General features: G+C 74.2%; 14 protein-coding genes and 1 tRNA gene. 11 read left to right on the top strand and 4 right to left on the bottom strand.

Annotated features, from left to right (window positions below):
- Positions 1-63: 63 nt before the first annotated feature.
- Positions 64-1,941, top strand: coding sequence for an ABC-F family ATP-binding cassette domain-containing protein (locus ABD979_RS05730; RefSeq protein WP_345506488.1), 1,878 nt, complete (start codon positions 64-66; stop codon positions 1,939-1,941).
- 67 nt (positions 1,942-2,008) lie between these two features.
- Complete coding sequence (locus ABD979_RS05735; protein WP_345506489.1) at positions 2,009-2,374, top strand: VOC family protein; 366 nt, start codon at positions 2,009-2,011, stop codon at positions 2,372-2,374.
- Between the two features lie 26 nt (positions 2,375-2,400).
- Here the strand turns inward: ABD979_RS05735 and ABD979_RS05740 are convergent, their stop codons facing one another.
- On the bottom strand, positions 2,401-2,988 hold the full coding sequence (locus ABD979_RS05740; protein ID WP_345506490.1) for a MarR family winged helix-turn-helix transcriptional regulator: 588 nt from the start codon (positions 2,986-2,988) through the stop codon (positions 2,401-2,403).
- Between the two features lie 55 nt (positions 2,989-3,043).
- Here ABD979_RS05740 and ABD979_RS05745 point away from each other — a divergent pair, with 55 nt between their 5' ends.
- Positions 3,044-3,910, top strand: a complete 867-nt coding sequence (locus tag ABD979_RS05745) for a methyltransferase domain-containing protein (protein ID WP_345506491.1) — start codon at positions 3,044-3,046, stop codon at positions 3,908-3,910.
- Positions 3,911-4,150: 240 nt separating this feature from the next.
- On the opposite strand, the gene ABD979_RS05750 is transcribed toward ABD979_RS05745, so the two are convergent.
- Complete coding sequence (locus ABD979_RS05750; RefSeq protein WP_345506728.1) at positions 4,151-4,756, bottom strand: TetR/AcrR family transcriptional regulator; 606 nt, start codon at positions 4,754-4,756, stop codon at positions 4,151-4,153.
- A gap of 415 nt (positions 4,757-5,171) precedes the next feature.
- Here ABD979_RS05750 and ABD979_RS05755 point away from each other — a divergent pair, with 415 nt between their 5' ends.
- The 4 genes from ABD979_RS05755 to ABD979_RS05770 all read left to right on the top strand — a co-directional run bounded on the left by ABD979_RS05755 (position 5,172) and on the right by ABD979_RS05770 (position 10,449).
- Positions 5,172-7,610 carry a sigma-70 family RNA polymerase sigma factor gene (locus ABD979_RS05755; RefSeq protein ID WP_345506492.1) on the top strand — a complete coding sequence of 813 codons (2,439 nt, stop codon included), beginning with the start codon at positions 5,172-5,174 and terminating at the stop codon, positions 7,608-7,610.
- Between the two features lie 95 nt (positions 7,611-7,705).
- Positions 7,706-7,784, top strand: a tRNA-Gln gene (locus ABD979_RS05760).
- Between the two features lie 239 nt (positions 7,785-8,023).
- Entirely contained in the window at positions 8,024-9,472 is a 1,449-nt protein-coding gene (gene glmU / locus ABD979_RS05765; RefSeq protein ID WP_345506493.1) for a bifunctional UDP-N-acetylglucosamine diphosphorylase/glucosamine-1-phosphate N-acetyltransferase GlmU, read from the top strand.
- Positions 9,469-10,449, top strand: a complete 981-nt coding sequence (locus ABD979_RS05770) for a ribose-phosphate diphosphokinase (protein WP_345506494.1) — start codon at positions 9,469-9,471, stop codon at positions 10,447-10,449. Before glmU ends, ABD979_RS05770 begins: the two co-directional genes overlap by 4 nt.
- Positions 10,450-10,458: 9 nt before the next feature.
- On the opposite strand, the gene ABD979_RS05775 is transcribed toward ABD979_RS05770, so the two are convergent.
- Together ABD979_RS05775 and ABD979_RS05780 are read right to left on the bottom strand one after the other, a co-directional pair.
- Positions 10,459-11,949: a cryptochrome/photolyase family protein gene (locus ABD979_RS05775; protein WP_345506495.1), complete on the bottom strand. Its 1,491-nt coding sequence runs from the start codon at positions 11,947-11,949 to the stop codon at positions 10,459-10,461.
- 7 nt (positions 11,950-11,956) lie between these two features.
- Positions 11,957-12,526, bottom strand: coding sequence for a CGNR zinc finger domain-containing protein (locus ABD979_RS05780; RefSeq protein WP_345506496.1), 570 nt, complete (start codon positions 12,524-12,526; stop codon positions 11,957-11,959).
- A gap of 48 nt (positions 12,527-12,574) precedes the next feature.
- On the opposite strand from ABD979_RS05780, the gene ABD979_RS05785 reads away from it, so the two are divergent.
- The 4 genes from ABD979_RS05785 (at position 12,575) to ABD979_RS05800 (ending at position 16,550) form a co-directional block, all read left to right on the top strand.
- Positions 12,575-13,696 carry an EamA family transporter gene (locus ABD979_RS05785; RefSeq protein ID WP_345506497.1) on the top strand — a complete coding sequence of 374 codons (1,122 nt, stop codon included), beginning with the start codon at positions 12,575-12,577 and terminating at the stop codon, positions 13,694-13,696.
- Between the two features lie 322 nt (positions 13,697-14,018).
- Positions 14,019-14,699 carry a 50S ribosomal protein L25/general stress protein Ctc gene (locus tag ABD979_RS05790; RefSeq protein WP_345506498.1) on the top strand — a complete coding sequence of 227 codons (681 nt, stop codon included), beginning with the start codon at positions 14,019-14,021 and terminating at the stop codon, positions 14,697-14,699.
- A 144-nt stretch (positions 14,700-14,843) separates the two neighbouring features.
- Positions 14,844-15,437 (top strand): aminoacyl-tRNA hydrolase, encoded by a 594-nt coding sequence (gene pth, locus ABD979_RS05795; protein WP_345506499.1) that lies wholly within the window; start codon positions 14,844-14,846, stop codon positions 15,435-15,437.
- Positions 15,438-15,842: 405 nt separating this feature from the next.
- Entirely contained in the window at positions 15,843-16,550 is a 708-nt protein-coding gene (locus ABD979_RS05800) for a 3'(2'),5'-bisphosphate nucleotidase CysQ (protein WP_345506500.1), read from the top strand.
- Positions 16,551-16,590: the final 40 nt, after the last annotated feature.

Below are 16,590 nucleotides of genomic sequence, written 5' to 3' on the forward strand. Positions count from 1 at the left end.
CGGGGCCGGCGTCGCCGAGCGCGATTCGGCGGGCGCCCGCGCAGGCCGTAGGGTCAGTGGGCGATGGCAAACCTGATCTCCCTCGAGCGCGTGTCGCTCGTCTTCGGCACGTCCAGCGTCCTCGACGACGTCAGCCTCGGCGTGCTCACCGGCGACCGCATCGGTGTCGTCGGCGTCAACGGTGGCGGCAAGTCGACCCTGCTGCGCGTCATGGCGGGCCTGCAGGAGGCCGACTCCGGCCGCATCACGAAGCAGGGCGGCGACGACGGCATCCGCATCGGCATGCTCGCGCAGGACGACGCGCTCGACCCCGACTGGACGATCCGCGAGGCCGTCCTCGGCGACCTGCCGGAGCACGTGTGGGCCGGCGACCCCCGCATCCGCGACGTCCTCACCGGCCTGCTCGGCGGCATCGCCGCCGAGAACGTCGGCGGTCTCGACAGCCTCGTCGGGCCCAAGTCGGGTGGCGAGCGTCGACGCCTCGCCCTGGCCCGCCTGCTCGTGTCCGACCCCGAGCTGCTGCTCCTCGACGAGCCGACCAACCACCTCGACGTCGAGGGCGTGGCCTGGCTCGCCGACCACCTCGCGACGAAGCGGCCGCGCCCCGGCAACGCCACCGTCGCGATCACGCACGACCGGTGGTTCCTCGACGCCTACGCGACGAACACGTGGGAGGTCGAGGGCGGCGCCGTCAGCGCCTTCGAGGGTGGATATGCCGCCTACGTCCTCGCCAAGGCCGAGCGCGACCGCCTCGCCGGCGTCGTCGCCGACCGCCGCTCGAACCTCATGCGCAAGGAGCTCGCGTGGCTCCGGCGCGGTGCGCCCGCCCGCACGAGCAAGCCGAAGTTCCGCATCGACGCGGCGAACGCGCTCATCGCCGACGAGCCGGCACCCCGCAACAGCGTCGAGCTCGCGTCGTTCGCGAGCCGGCGTCTCGGCAAGGACGTGCTCGACCTCGAGGACGTCAGCGTGAGCGTCGGAGAGCCGCCGCACGAGCGCCGCCTGCTCGACCACGTGACGTGGCGCCTCGCGCCGGGCGAGCGCATCGGCATCGTCGGCGTCAACGGCGCCGGCAAGTCGACGTTGCTGCGCGCGCTCACCGGTGACGTCGCGCTCGACGGCGGACGGCGGAAGATCGGCAAGACCGTCGCGATCGCCCACCTCACCCAAGAGGTCCGCGAGCTCGAGCGTTTCGAGCAGTGGCGCGTCATCGAGGCCATCGAGGACGTCAAGCAGTGGACCATGCTGGGCGACAAGGAGATCAGCGCCGGCCAGCTCGCGACGCGGCTCGGCTTCCCCGGCGGCCGCCAGCAGTCGCGCGTCGGCGACCTCAGCGGTGGCGAGCGCCGGCGGCTGCAGCTGACGCGGCTGCTGCTGACCGAGCCGAACGTGCTCATCCTCGACGAGCCCACCAACGACCTCGACATCGAGACGCTCACCTCCCTCGAGGACGTGCTCGACGGCTGGGCCGGCACCCTCGTCGTCGTCTCGCACGACCGCTACCTGCTCGAACGCGTGGCCGACAAGCAGCTGGCGCTGCTCGGCGACGGCAAGGTGCGCGAGCTGCCCGGCGGGGTCGAGGAGTACCTCCGGCTGCGGGCGGCCCACGCCACGAGCGCTCCGAGCGCGAAGGGCGCGGCTGCGTCGTCGGCCGCGACCCCGAGCGGCAGCTCCGGGGGCACGACCGGCGCGCCGGACGGCACACCGGCTCGGGAGGTCGTGAACCCGGCACAGCTGCGCGAGGCGCGCAAGGCGATGGCGCGCATCGAGAAGCAGCTGTCCCGGCTGGCCGACCGGGAGGAGCGCCTGCACGGCGACATGGCGGAGAAGGCCACCGACCCCGCCGCCCTGGCCGACCTCAGCGCGAAGCTGCAGGCCGTCGTCGCCGAGCGCGAGGAGCTCGAGCTCGAGTGGCTCGAGGCCGCCGAGCTCGTCGGCTGACACCCTCTCTCTGTTCGGAGGCGGAAGACTCTTGAAAGTATCTTGATGTCGAGATACTTTGGCCGACATGGAGATGTCGCTGCACCACGTCCAGGTGTCGGGTCCCGCGGGCTGCGAGGAGGCCATGCGCGGCTTCTACGTCGGCGTCCTCGGCATGGTCGAGGTCACCAAGCCCGAGCGGCTGCGCGCCCGGGGTGGCGCGTGGTTCCGGGCCGGCGCGGCCGAGCTGCACGTCGGCATCGAGGACGGCTTCGTCCCGGCCCGCAAGGCGCACCCGGGCATCGCGGTCACCGACGTCGACGCGCTCGCGCGCGCGGTCGAGGCGGCCGGCGCCCCGGTGGCCTGGGACGACGCGATCCCCGGGCTGCGCCGCTTCCACACGAATGACCCGGTGGGCAACCGGCTCGAGTTCCAGCAGGCCGCGACCGCGTGACGGCCCGGGTGGGGCGCCGCCGGTGCTCAGTCCGCCGCGGCGGCGGGGCGGGTCTCGCCCCGTGTCTCGGTGCGGGTGTCGGTGCGGGTGTCGGTGCGGGTGTCGGGTCGGGTCTCGAGCGGCGCGAGCATCCGGCGCAGCAGCGTCGCGAGCTCGGACCGCTCAGTCGGCGAGAGCTCCGACAGCAGCGACTTCTCCTGCTCGATGAGGTCGGCCATGGCGGAGTCGACGACGTCGCGACCGGCGGTGGTGAGGCGCACGAGCACGCCGCGGCGGTCGCCCGGGTCAGGACGTCGCTCGACGAGCCCCGTGCGCACGAGGCGGTCGACGCGGTTGGTCATGGTGCCCGAGGTGACGAGCGTCTGCTGCACGAGCTGGCCGGGGGAGAGCTCGTAGGGCTCACCGGCGCGGCGCAGCGCCGACAGCACGTCGAACGCCCAGCCCTCGAGCTGGTGCACCGAGAAGGCCGAGCCGCGCGCGAGGTCGAGGCGGCGGGCGAGGCGCGAGACCCGCGAGAGCACCTCGAGTGGCGACACGTCGAGGTCGGGCCGCTCACGGCGCCAGGCCGCGACGATGGCGTCGACGTCGTCGGCCGGTGGGCGGGGCGCGGTCATGCGGCAACTGTAGTCGCCGTCAAGAGTCTTGACATCGAATGAAAGCGAGGGTCACATGACCGACGCACCACCTCCCGGCGCCGCACCCGGCCGTCCGTCCGACGCGGCGTGGGACCCGAGGCAGTATGCCGTGTTCGCCGGCCCGCGCGGCCGTCCCTTCGCCGACCTGCTCGCGCGCGTCGAGGCCGACCGGCCGGGCCTCGTCGTCGACCTCGGCTGCGGTCCCGGCGAGCTGACCCTGGGCCTCGCGGACCGGTGGCCCGACGCGCAGGTCGTCGGCATCGACAGCTCTCCGCAGATGCTCGAGCGGGCCCGGACCCTCGACACCGGGGGCCGCGTGCGGTGGCAGCAGGCGGCCGCCGAGGACTGGGACGCGACGTCGGCCGGCCCGGCCGGCCCGGCCGGCCCGGCCGGCATCGACGTGCTCGTCACGAATGCGACGCTCCAGTGGGTGCCGAGCCACCTGCGCCTCGTGCCGACCTGGCTCGCCGCGCTCGCCCCGGGCGGCACCTTCGCCCTGCAGGTGCCCGCGAACTTCGACGCGCCCTCGCACCGGCTGATGCGCGAGGTCGCCGCCCGTCACCCGCGTGCCGCCGACCTCGCGCCGGGACTCGACCGCGCCCAGGCGGTGGCACGGCCCGAGACGTATGCCGCCCTGCTCCTCGAGCGGACGCCACACGTCGACGTGTGGCAGACGACCTACGAGCACGTGCTGGCGGCCGACCCGGACGGGCCGCACCCGGTGCTCGAGTGGGTGCGCGGGACCGGCCTGCGGCCGGTCCTCGGGGTGCTCGAGGGGGCGGAACGGGAGATCTTCCTGTCCGACTACGAGCAGGCGCTCGAGATGGCCTATCCTCGGCGTGACTTCGGGGTGCTCTTCCCCTTCACGCGGACCTTCGCCGTGGCCCGGATGCCTGCCTGAGCGCGGTGCCCGGAAAAATAAGTATGGCTATTTGCCGCATTTCCCCCCGTTCCGGGAAAAAGTGTCATGAAATAGGTCATGGCACGTCATCGACGGTCGGTGCGTGGGCAGTCTCCCGCTAGGTCAGGGGAGGGAGTGGCTGCCCGTTGGCCGCCGCCGGTGCTGTCGCCAGGTTTCGTCCTTCCGCGTGGTTTCGTGGAGGGGATCAAGTGGAAGGACGAAACCTGCCAACCGGCCCGCTCACGAGCGAGGCACGGTGACGAGCCGCGGTGACCGGTCGAGGCCGGAGAGGCCGTTCCAGGCCAGGTTCACCAGGTGCGCCGCGACCTGGTCCTTCTTGAACTTGCGCCGGTCGAGCCACCACTGGCCCGTGAGCGCCACCATGCCGACGAGCATCTGCGCGTGGATGGGGGCCGACTTCGGGTCGAGGCCGCGCTGCTTGAACTCCGCCGCGAGCAGGTGCTCGACCTGGCCGGCGACGTCGCCGAGCACGCTGGCGAACGACCCGGTGGCCTGCCCCGGCGGTGAGTCGCGCACGAGGATGCGGAAGCCTGCGGGGTCGCTCTCGACGTAGTCGAGCAGCGCCAGCGTGGCCCGCTCGAGCATGACCCGTGCGCCCTCCGGCTCCTCGAGCGCGGCCGAGATGCCGCCGAGCAGGGCTTGGATCTCGCGGTCGACGACGACGGCGTAGAGGCCCTCCTTGCCGCCGAAGTGCTCGTAGACGACCGGCTTGCTGACGTTCGCCCGCGAGGCCACCTCTTCGACGGTGGTGGCCTCGAAACCCTTGTCCGCGAAGAGCTTGCGCCCCACGTCGATGAGCTGCTCGCGCCGCTCCGGTCCCGTCATGCGGGCCCGTGGTCGGGAACGGTCGGCGCGGTCGGCGCGGTCAGCGGTCACGTCGCCATTGTGCCGGGCGCGGCGGCGCCGACGTGCGGCCGCCGCCCCGCCCTGGCGGATCCGTGTCGATCGATCTCGAGAATCCCGTCATGAAACGCCTCCCTGCTCGTCTACGTCGTGTTGGGGGGATCCGGTTCGGCCGCTCGGTCTGGGGGACACGAGGGGCACGGAACCGAGAGCGGGGTCGGTCGCGGCGAGTACCTGGGGAGGTTGCCGCGGCCGACCTCTTCACCCCGTCCACCCCTCGCCCACCCTCCGCCCACCGAGCCGCTCCACCGCTCGGGCGGGCGAGTGCGCGAATCGGGCCCCATCGACGCCGTCGCTGGCGCACACTGGTGTCCCATGCCATCCGGGAGGGCCAGCGGTGTCTGCTCAGTCTCTAGCGCCTCGCGCGCCGGTCGAGCCCGTCCACCTCGAGCCCACTCAGCACCTCGAGCACCCCGAGCACATCGACCGCATCGACCGCGAGGAGGCCCTCGAGCTCGAGCTCGACGGGATGAGCGACGCCGGGCTGCTCGACCGGGCCCGTGACGGCGACGACGTCGCGTTCGCCGCGCTCTGGCACCGTCACCTGCCGGCCGCGTATGCCGCCGCGGCCCGGTTCCGTGGTCGGGTGTCGGCCGAGGACCTCGTCGCCGAGGCCTCCGCCCGGGTGCTCCGCCTCGTGCGCCAGGGCCAGGGCCCCACCGAGAACTTCCGCGCCTACTTCGTCTCGGCCGTGCGCTCGATCGGGGTCGACGCCGTGCGCGGTGCGATCACCGTGCTGCCGACCACGACCGAGGACCTCGACCTGCTGCCCGGCACCCAGCCCGGCCCCGAAGCGGTGACCGTCGGCGAGCTGGGCATCGACGCCGAGATCGTGCGCGAGGCCTTCCTCGGGCTGCCCCAGAGCGACCAGGACCTGCTCTGGCGCACCATGGTCGAAGGTGCCGCACCGCGTGCCGTCGCCCCGGAGCTCGGGGTCTCGGCCAACGTCGTGAGCGCACGGGCCATGCGGGCGCGCGACGCGCTGCGCACCGCCTACCTCGACGCCTGGCTGCAGCGCCGGCCCCACACCTGCGCCGGCCCGGAGTGCCGCTGGGTGCTCGACCACCTCAGTGGCTACGTCCGCGGCCGACTCACGGCCCGCCAGCAGCTGCGCGCCGTGACGCACCTCGAGACGTGCGCGAGTGATGCGCGCCTCGCGGCCGACCTCGTCCGGGTGCACGAGGGGTTCCGCGGGTTCACCGGCCCGCTCGTCCTCGTCGCCGGCACCGCCGCCGCCGTGGGCCACGGCTCGCTGGCCGGCCTCCTCGGGTCCTCGGCCGCGCCGGGACTCACGTCGTCCGCCGCCGGCGCCGGCAGCGCCGCCGGCACCACGGCGACCGTGACGGCAACCACCGCGACCACTGCCACCGCCACCACTGCCACCGCCACCACTGCCACCGCCACCACTGCCACCGCCACCACTGCCACCGCCACCACTGCCGCGACGGCCACCACCGCCGGAGTGACCACGGCGACCGCGACGAGCGCGGCGACGTCCGCGGCGACCACGGTCACCACGGCGACGGTCGCGACCGCCGCGCCCGTCGGCGCGACCGCCGCCGTCTCGGCGGGTGGGGTGACGGTCGCGGGTGTCTCCGCGGCCGGCACGTCGGCCGCCGGTGCCACGGCCCTCGGGGCCACCGCGGGCGCGTCGGCAGCCGGGGCGACCGCCGTCGGCGCCTCGGCCGGTGGTGCCGCAGCCGGTGCGGTCGGCGTCTCCGCCGTCGGTGCGCCGCTCGTCGTGGCGGCCGCCGCGCCCCTCGCCGCCGCGGTGCCCGTGGCCGCCGCGGCCGGCGGGTCGGCCCTGCTCGCGGGCTCCGCGCTCGGCCCGCCCCTCGCGACCGCCATGGCCGGACTCGTCGTGGGCCTGGGTGTCTCGGCCGCGCCGGCGACGGCTGCACCGCTCCCGCCCGTGCCCGCGGTGCAGACCGTCGGGGCGCGGCTCGGGGTCGACGCCGGTTCGGGACGGCCGGGCGTCGCGGGTGCCGCGAGCGGCCTCTCCGGGCTGTCCCCGTCGGCGACCGCGGACCCGACCGCGGCCTCCCTCGCGCAGGCCCTCGTGCTCCCGGTGCCCGGTGGCGCGCCCGCCGTCGTGCCGGTCCAGCTCGGGCCGTCCACGGGGTCGGGCGCCACGGACATCGGTCCGGCGGCCGGTGCCACGACGGGATCGACGACGGGATCGACCGCGGGCACGGATGCCGGCCCCTCCTCGGGCGGCGCCACGCCGGACGTCCCGGTCACGACCCCCGACCCGCAGCCGGGCGTCGCGCAGCCGGTGGACCCGCAGCCGGTGGACCCGCAGCCGGTCGACCCGCAGCCGGTCGACCCGCAGCCCGTGGACCCGCAGCCCGTGGACCCGCAGCCCGTGGACCCGCAGCCGGTCGACCCGCAGCCGGTGGACCCGCAGCCGGTCGACCCGCAGCCGACGGACAGCTCCACGACCGACCCTTCCCCGACCGGCTCCGACGGCTCCGTGCCCGACCCCGTGTCGACCGACCCGGGCACGGACGCCGACCCGACCTCCGGCTCCTCGTCCCGGACCAGCCCCGACCCCGTCCCCACGGACGCGCCCGTGGACACGGTGCCCGCCCAGCCGGCCGGCACGTCGGACTCGGGCGGGTCGTCCACCACGACGACCACCACGACGACGGACACGACGACGGGCACGACGACGGGCACGACGACGGTGGTGGCCTCGGACGCGAGCCCGACGACCGAGCCGACGACCGAGCCGACGGGCGGGTCCGCGGACCCGGCCGCGACCCCGTCATCCTGAGGCCCCGGCCGACCGTCGACGCCGCCCGTCGGCCCTGCGGTCGCCGTTCGGCCGCGCCGGCCGGCTGCACTACCCTGTGACCCGTCCGACGACGATCCCCGGTTGGTCTGCCGGTAGGGCCCGCCTGACTTTGAATCAGGACAAGCGACGCAGGTTCGACTCCTGCCCGGGGAGCTCGCTCGTCGCGACCGGCCACCCGTGACCACCATGCCGGGGCCGAGGGTGGGAGCGGTCGGGAGCACCCGGCATACGGCCTCGGGGGCCCGGGCTGTGAGCGGGGTCACGGTCGCCCCACGGGCGGCGAGGCGGCACCCCCGGCCGCGAGTAGCATGGCTGCGGCGCACCCCGGCGCCCGTGCGGGCCGGGGTCCTACGCACCCGAGTGCACCCCGATCCGAAAAGGAGCTGCACCCCGTGAGCGATCGACGGCCGACCGCCGTGATCGTCCTCGCCGCCGGTGAGGGCACACGCATGAAGTCCACGACCCCCAAGGTCCTGCACACGATCGGCGGCCGCAGTCTCGTGGGCCACGCGATCCGGGCCGCCCGGGGCACCCGCCCGCAGCACCTCGCCGTCGTCGTCCGGCACGAGCGCGACCGGGTGGCCGCGCACGTCGCCGAGGTCGACCCGGAGGCGCTCGTCGCCGACCAGGACGACGTCAAGGGCACGGGGCGCGCCGTCGAGTGCGCGCTCGAGGTGCTGCCCGCCGACCTCGCGGGCACCGTCGTCGTCACGTACGGCGACGTGCCGCTGCTGACGACCGAGACCCTGCACGGGCTCGTCGCCGCGCACGAGGGCGAGGACAACGCGGTCACCGTCATCACGGCGACGCTGGCCGACCCCACCGGCTACGGCCGCGTCGTGCGCGACGATCAGGGTGCCGTCGTCGCCATCGTCGAGCAGAAGGACGCCGACGAGGCCCAGCGCGCCATCCGCGAGGTCAACAGCGGGCTGTATGCGTTCGACGCCGCGGTCCTGCGCGAGGCGCTCGCCGAGGTGGGCACCGACAACGCGCAGGGCGAGAAGTACCTGACCGACGTCATCGCCATCGCCCGCGGTCGCGGCCTCGCGGTGCGCGCGCACCTCGTCGCCGACCTGTGGCAGACCGAGGGCGTCAACGACAAGGTGCAGCTCGCGCGCCTCGGCGCCGAGCTCAACCGGCGCACCGTCGAGGCCGCCATGCGTGAGGGCGCCATCGTCATCGACCCCGCGACCACGTGGATCGACGCCGACGTGACGATCGGGCCCGACACCGTCGTGCGGCCCGGCACCCAGCTGCTCGGGGCGAGCACGATCGGGCGCGACTGCGTCATCGGGCCCGACACGACCCTGACCGACGTCGAGGTCGGCGACGGCGCGAGCGTCGTGCGCACCCAGGCCGAGCTCGCCGTCATCGGCCCGGAGGCCACCGTCGGCCCCTTCTCCTACCTGCGGCCCGGCACGCGACTCGGCGCGCGGGGCAAGATCGGCGGCTTCGTCGAGACGAAGAACGCCGACATCGGCGAGGGTGCCAAGGTGCCGCACCTGACCTACTGCGGCGACGCCACGATCGGCGCCGGCGCGAACATCGGGGCGGGCACGATCTTCGCCAACTACGACGGCGTCACCAAGGGCCACACGAACGTCGGGGCGCACAGCTTCGTCGGCAGCAACTCGGTCATCGTGGCGCCGCGCACCATCGCCGACGGCGCCTACGTCGCGGCCGGCTCGGCGGTCGTCAGCGACGTGGCCCCCGGCCAGCTCGCGGTGACCCGCGCCCAGCAGCGCAACATCGACGGGTGGGTCGCGCGCCGACGCGCCGGCACGAAGACCGACGAGGCGGCGCAGGCCGCGACCTCCGAGACGAAGGACGCCCAGCGATGAGCGGCATCAACAAGACGACCGAGAAGCACCTCATGGTCTTCTCCGGCCGGGCCCACCCGCAGCTCGCGCAGGAGGTCGCCGCCGCGCTCGGCACCGACCTCGTCCCGACGAGCGCCTACGACTTCGCCAACGGCGAGATCTACGTGCGCTACGAGGAGTCGGTGCGCGGCTCGGACGCCTTCGTCATCCAGAGCCACACCGCGCCGATCAACGAGTGGATCATGGAGCAGCTCATCATGATCGACGCGCTGAAGCGCGCCTCGGCCAAGCGCATCACGGTGGTGCTGCCCTTCTACGGCTACGCCCGCCAGGACAAGAAGCACCGCGGTCGCGAGCCGATCTCGGCCCGCCTCATGGCCGACCTCTTCAAGACGGCCGGCGCCGACCGGCTCATGGCGATCGACCTGCACACGGCGCAGATCCAGGGCTTCTTCGACGGCCCGGTCGACCACCTCATGGCGATGCCGATCCTCGCCGACTACGTCGGGCAGAAGTACGGCCACCTCGACCTCGCGGTCGTCTCGCCCGACGCCGGCCGCATCAAGGTCGCCGAGGACTGGAGCTCGCGCCTCGGCGGCGCGCCGCTCGCCTTCATCCACAAGACGCGCGACATCAACCGGCCCAACGAGGTCGTCGCCAACCGCGTCGTGGGCGAGATCAAGGGCCGCGTCTGCGTGCTCGTCGACGACATGATCGACACCGCGGGCACCATCACGAAGGCCGCGGACGCGCTCATGGAGCAGGGGGCCGCCGCCGTCATCATCGCGGCCACGCACGCCATCCTCTCCGGCCCGGCCGTCGACCGGCTCAAGGCCTGCCGCGTCGAGGAGGTCATCGTCACCAACACGCTGCCCATCCCCGACGACCGCCGGTTCGACAAGCTCGAGGTGCTCTCCATCGCGCCGCTCGTGTCGATGGCGATCCGTGAGGTCTTCGAGGACGGGTCGGTCACGAGCCTCTTCGACGGCAAGGCCTGAGAGCGGGCCTCACGGCGGGTCGTCGCCGCGGGCCCGCTCCTGCTCGACGAGCTGCTCGAGGTCGGCGAGCCGGTGGCGCCCCTGCAGCGGGCGCGCCATCCGGTGGTTGCCCTCGAGGCGCTCGGCGTTGCGATCGAGGTAGGCCCAGTAGCCGGCGGTGAAGGGGCAGGCGTCCTCGCCCACCCGCTTCTTCGGGTCGTACCGGCAGCCGCCGCAGTAGTCACTCATCCGGTTGACGTACGCCCCGCCGGAGACGTAGGGCTTGGTCGCCATGGCGCCGCCGTCGGCGTGCTGGCTCATGCCGACGACGTTGGGCGGCATGACCCAGTCGTAGCCGTCGACGAAGCGGGTCTGGAACCACTCGGTGAGGGCCTCGGGCTGGTAGCCGCGCTGGGCGGCCCAGTTCCCGAGCACCATGAGGCGCGGGATGTGGTGCACCCAGCCGCGGTCGCGCACGCCGGCGAGCACGTCGGAGAGGCACGCGGCGTCGACCCGGTCGGCGTCGAGGTCGTCGAACCACGCGGGCAGCGGCGCGTCGGCGCCCAAGCCGTTGCGCCGCCGGTAGGCCGGGCCGAAGTGCCAGTAGGTGTGCCAGACGTACTCGCGCCAACCGATCACCTGGCGCACGAACCCCTCGACCGAGGCGAGCGGCGCGTCGCCGTCGTGCAGGGCCTGCACGGCACGCTCGGCCACCTCGACGGGGCTGAGCAGCCCGAGGTTGAGCGGCACCGAGAGGAGGCTGTGCGCCATCGCCCAGTCGCCGCGCAGCATCGCGTCCTCGTGCGGCCCGAAGGCCCCGAGGCGGTGCGTGACGAACCGCTCCAGCGCCGCGAGCGCCTCGCGCCGGGTCACCGCGAAGAGCCGCGGCCCGTCCTCCCCGACGGTCTCGAGCCCCTCGTCGCGGGTCCAGCGGTCGAGGTCGTCGCGCACCTCGGCGTCGACGTCGCTCTCCCGGGGGGCGTATGCCGGGGGCACCTCGAGCGTGCGCGCGCCCTTCGGCGGTGGCTCGCGGTTCTCGTCGTCGAACGACCAGCGCCCGCCCACCGGGTGCTCGCCCTCGACGAGCAGGTCGAGTCGCTGGCGCTGGAAGCGGTAGAAGTCGTCCATCCGCAGCCGGCGCCGCGAGCCCGCCCACTGCGCGAACTCGGCCCGGGGGAGGCTGTAGCCCGGGGTGGGGTCGATGCCCTCGACCTCACCGGTCGCCAGCCGGCGGCGCACGAAGGCGTCGGCGGCATACGAGGTCGGCTCGTGCACGCGGACGGGCTCACCGAGCTCGGCGAGCGCCTCGCCGTAGGTGTCGGTGCGCAGCAGCACGGCGGAGTCGCCGAGGTCCGCGGCGCGGTGCCGCAGCGCCGAGAGCACGAGGTGCAGCTTCTGGCGGTGGTAGCGGCGGCGGCCGAGGGCCGCGCGGCTCTCGACGAGCAGCACGCCCTCGCGCCGCTCGCCCGCGGGGGAGAAGTGCGGTCCGAGCTGGTCGGCGAACAGCCACCGTCGTGTCACGGCTGGGTCATACCCGCGTCGAGGCCCTCCGGCTGCGCTCGCGGTAGGCGGCCGTGTGCGCTCGCGCCGCGCAGCCGCCGTCGCAGAACCGGCGCGAGCGGTTGCGCGACAGGTCGACGACGACGTCGTCGCAGTCGTCCGCCTCGCAGAGCCGCAGGCGGCGCAGCTCCCCGGCGCGCACGACGTCGATGACGGCGATGGCCGCCTCGACGGCCATCCGGGTGGCGAGGGGTGCGTCGGGCGCGGTCGCGTGCACGTGCCAGCCGACCCCGTCGTGGTCGACGAGCTGTGGCACGGCGCGGGACTCGGCGAGCAGCCGGTTGACGAGCTCGACGACGCCGGGCTCGTCGAGCTCCCAGAGTGCGCGCAGGCGTGGCCGCAGGGCCCGCACGGCTTCGAGCTCGGCCGGGTCGCGGTCGAAGCGCCCGGTCCACCCGTGCTCGGCGAAGAGCCGGGCGAGGTCGTCGGGCGTCGTCAGCGTGTCGGGGTCGTGGTCGCCGGGACGTGAGCCGGGCAGCGTGTTGACGAGGGCGGCGGCGCCGGCCAGCGCGAGATCGGTGTCATGGGTGAAAAGCACGTTGACTCCTGACGCGAGTGATCGCTACCGTCAGGAGTCTAAGTCGTGATGGGTGCTGACAGGGCGCCCGGCAGGGTGGTGGAGCGGATGGGTGAGCCGGTGGGTCAGGACGTGCAGGACGGCGGCGCCTCGACGGACACGGGCGTGGTCGCCCCGGCGGTGCCCGGACCGGGCCCGCGGCCAGGGACGCCGCGGGTGCCTCGCCCGGGGCGGCACCCGCTCGTCGGTCTCGGCGTGGCGCTCGTGTCGGCCGCGGCCTTCGCCACGTCCGGCGCGTTCGGCAAGGCGCTGCTCGTCGGCGAGTGGTCGCCCGGCCTCGTCGTGACGCTGCGGATCACCGTCGCGGCCCTCGTGCTGCTCGTCCCGGCCCTCTGGTCGCTTCGGGGCCGGTGGGGCGCGCTGCGCCGCCGCGCCTGGGTGGTGGTCGGCTACGGGCTCACCGGGGTCGCGGGCTGCCAGCTCGCCTACTTCAACGCGGTGACGCACCTGTCGGTCGGGGTGGCGCTGCTGCTCGAGTACCTCGCGCCCGTGCTCATCGTGGGCTGGCTGTGGCTGCGCCACCGCCGGGCCCCGCGGCGGCTCACGGTCGCCGGGGTCGTCCTCGCGCTCGTGGGGCTCTTCCTCGTGCTCGACGTCGTCGGCGGCGCGAGCGTCAGCCTCGTCGGGGTGCTCTGGGGCCTCGCAGCCGCGGTGTGCCTCGTGCTCTACTTCCTCCTCGCCGAGCACGTCGGGGAGGACGTGCCGCCGCTCGCGCTCGCCGGTGGCGGCCTCGTCGTCGGCGCCGTCTCGCTCTGGCTCGCCGCGGGCGTGGGGGTGCTCCGGATGTCGCGGGGCGCCGCGGACGTCCCGCTCGGCGGGCACGTCGTGCCCTGGTGGGTGCCGCTGCTCGTCATCGCCCTCGTCGCGGCGGCGTTCGCCTACGTCACGGGCATCGCGGCCGTGCGGCTGCTCGGGGCCAAGGTGGCCTCGTTCGTCGCCCTCACGGAGGTGCTCTTCGCCGTCGTCTTCGCCTGGCTCGTCCTCGCCGAGCTGCCGACCCCGGTGCAGCTCGTCGGCGGCGCGCTCATCGTGGCCGGGCTGATCGCGGTGCGGGCCGACGAGTCCCGCGCGCTGCCCGGGCCCGAGGCGCTGCCGGTGGCGGAGCCGACGGTGGGGCAGTCGGCGGGGTAGACGGCGGGGCGGTCGGCGGGGTAGACGGTGGAGTGGTCGGCGGGCTGGGCGCCGTCCGCGCGGCGCGCGCGATTTCACCCGCCGGGTGCTCGTCGCGTAGGATCGAGAAGTTGCCTCGGCGAGGGACGGTGCACGGCCGCTTCGGTGGACGTGACGGGGTCCGTGATCGACGCGGTGGACCGACGGTGGAGATCTCCGCCGACGGGTCCGCCTCTGCGCGCGGACCCCCTGGTCACCCGGACCACTCCTGCCGACACCCGTGCGGTGTCCCGCGTCGAGGCCGCCACCGACCGCCTCATCCTCTTCGACCCCAGGAGATCCCGTGTCCGACAAGACCACGCTCGTCGCCGAGAAGCGCACCGACTTCGGCAAGGGCGCCGCCCGCAAGATCCGCCGCTCCGGCAACATCCCCGCCGTCATGTACGGCCACGGCACCGAGCCCGTGCACATCTCGCTCCCCGGCCACGACACGATGATGGCGCTCAAGCAGGCCAACGCCCTGCTGACGATCGTCATCGACGGCAAGGAGCAGCTCGCGCTCGCCAAGGACGTGCAGCGCGACGCCATCAAGCCGGTCATCGACCACGTCGACCTCGTCGTCGTCCGCAAGGGCGAGAAGGTCGTCGTCGACGTCGCCGTGCACCTCGAGGGCGAGGCCGCTCCCGAGACGGTCGTCACGCTCGACAACAACACCCTCCAGGTCGAGGCGCTCGCCACGAACATCCCCGAGAACGTCGTCATCTCGGTCGAGGGCCTGCAGGCCGGCACCCAGATCCTCGCCGGCGCCGTCGAGCTGCCCGAGGGCGCGACGCTCGTCACCGACGAGGAGGCGCTCGTCGTCAACGTGACGCAGGCCATCTCCGCCGAGGAGCTCGAGGCCGAGCTCGCCGAGGCCGAGGCCGAGGCCGGCATCGAGCGCGAGGAGTCCGACGAGGACGCCGCCGAGGCCGCCGAGGGCGAGTCCGAGGGCGACGAGGCCAAGGCCGAGGGCGACGACGCCTGAGCGCTCGCACCACCCCGGCGGTGGCGCCCCGCGCCACCTCCTGCGTCCACGGGTCCCGCCCGAGCTCCGGCTCGGCGGGGCCCGTGCCCGCTCCGGCCCTCTGCGCCGGCCGACCACCGACACCTCCCACCGATCGGACACCCCATGGACACCTGGCTCGTCATCGGGCTCGGCAACCCGGGGCCGGGGTATGCCGGCAACCGGCACAACGTCGGCGCCATGGCCGTCGACGAGCTCGCGGGCCGTGCCCTCGGTGGACGCGCGTCGTTCAAGGCGCACAAGGCCGCCCGGGCTCGGGTCGCCGAGACCCGCCTGCGCGTCGGCGGCCCCAAGGTCGTGCTCGCGGTGCCCTCGCTCTACATGAACGAGTCCGGCTCGGCGGTCGCCGGCCTCTCGAAGTACTACGACGTGCCGCCGGAGCGCGTCATCGTGCTGCACGACGAGCTCGACATCGACGCGGGTCTGGTGCGGCTCAAGCTGGGCGGCGGCGAGGGCGGCCACAACGGCCTGCGGTCGGTCTCCCGCTCGATCGGCACCCGTGACTACCTCCGGGTGCGCCTCGGCATCGGCCGGCCGCCGGGTCGCCAGGACCCCGCCGACTTCGTGCTCAAGGACTTCTCCAAGGCCGAGCGCGCCGACGTGCTCCCGTTCCTGCTCGACGAGGGCGCCGACGCCGTCGAGGCGCTCGTCGACGTCGGTCTGCTCGACGCCCAGCAGCGCTTCCACGCCCCTCGCTGACCGGCCTCCTCGTGCGCGGCGGCCGGGTCCGCGGGATTCGTCTGGGCGACAGGCGATCTGGGGCCGGACGCGGTTCGCAACCGCGCAAACCGCACCTTTGCCCATTCGCCGGACACGCCTGCGGGGCCGCCGTAGCATGAAGCCAATGCACGGCGGGGCGCCATCACGGAGTGCCGCCGGACCATGCGCGGGGGGGCCGCCGAACACGTGGACACCGTCACAGCCGACGGTGCCGGTGTCGTCGATCCTCCGTGTCCAGATTCGGACGTGCGGGGGGCACAGATGGGGTTCACGGAAGGGCGCACGGACAGCGCGCCACCAGACACGACGTCGCCGGGGGGCGGGGTCGCCGAACGGCTCGACGACGCGAGGCTCGCTCGTCGACTCGCCGAGTCGGCCGGGCGAGTGCTGCTCGAGCTTCGGCGTGAGCAGGCCGACCTCGAGCCGGCCGCGCTCAAGGCGGCCGGTGACGAGCGGTCGCAGCAGCACCTGGCCGCCGAGCTCGAGCGCCACCGTCCCACGGACGCGGTGCTGAGCGAGGAGGCGGCCGACGACGCGAGCCGGCTGGGGGCCGACCGCGTCTGGATCATCGACCCGCTCGACGGCACCCGGGAGTTCTCGGAGATCCCGCGTGAGGACTGGGCCGTGCACGTCGCGCTCTGGCAGGACGGCGAGCTCGTCGCCGGCGCCGTGTCGCGGCCCGCGATGGGCGACACCCTGGCCACCGACGAGCCACCGACGGTGCCCGCACCGGTTGACGGCCCGATCCGCCTGGCCGTCAGTCGAACCCGTCCGCCGGCGTTCGTGACCGCCCTGGCCGAGCGGCTCGGTGCGGAGCTCGTACCCATGGGTTCGGCGGGCGTCAAGGCCACGGCCGTCCTCGACGGCACGGTCGATGCCTACGTCCACGCGGGCGGCCAGTTCGAGTGGGACTCGGCGGCTCCGGTCGCCGTGGCCCGCAGCGCGGGCCTGCACACGAGCCGCATCGACGGGTCGCCCCTGCGCTACAACCAGTCCGACCCGCGACTGCCCGACCTGGTCGTCTGCCGGCCGGAGCACGCGGAGCACCTGCTGACCGTCATCGACGAGCTGACCAAGGGGGAAGAGCAGTGATTCGGGAGACACCCGACTACCAGCTGAGCCAGCTGAGGGT

It is taken from the genome of Terrabacter aeriphilus, from assembly GCF_039542985.1.
In the GTDB taxonomy this organism is placed as follows: Bacteria; Actinomycetota; Actinomycetes; order Actinomycetales; family Dermatophilaceae; genus Terrabacter; species Terrabacter aeriphilus.

Bases quoted from the DNA above. Each gene is read 5' to 3' on its own strand.
- ABD979_RS05730 (WP_345506488.1), top strand. From the start codon at position 64: ATGGCAAACCTGATCTCCCTCGAGCGCGTGTCGCTCGTCTTCGGCACG.
- ABD979_RS05735 (WP_345506489.1), top strand. From the start codon at position 2,009: ATGGAGATGTCGCTGCACCACGTCCAGGTGTCGGGTCCCGCGGGCTGC.
- ABD979_RS05740 (WP_345506490.1), bottom strand. From the start codon at position 2,988: ATGACCGCGCCCCGCCCACCGGCCGACGACGTCGACGCCATCGTCGCG.
- ABD979_RS05745 (WP_345506491.1), top strand. From the start codon at position 3,044: ATGACCGACGCACCACCTCCCGGCGCCGCACCCGGCCGTCCGTCCGAC.
- ABD979_RS05750 (WP_345506728.1), bottom strand. From the start codon at position 4,756: ATGACGGGACCGGAGCGGCGCGAGCAGCTCATCGACGTGGGGCGCAAG.
- ABD979_RS05770 (WP_345506494.1), top strand. From the start codon at position 9,469: ATGAGCGGCATCAACAAGACGACCGAGAAGCACCTCATGGTCTTCTCC.
- ABD979_RS05785 (WP_345506497.1), top strand. From the start codon at position 12,575: ATGGGTGCTGACAGGGCGCCCGGCAGGGTGGTGGAGCGGATGGGTGAG.
- pth (WP_345506499.1), top strand. From the start codon at position 14,844: ATGGACACCTGGCTCGTCATCGGGCTCGGCAACCCGGGGCCGGGGTAT.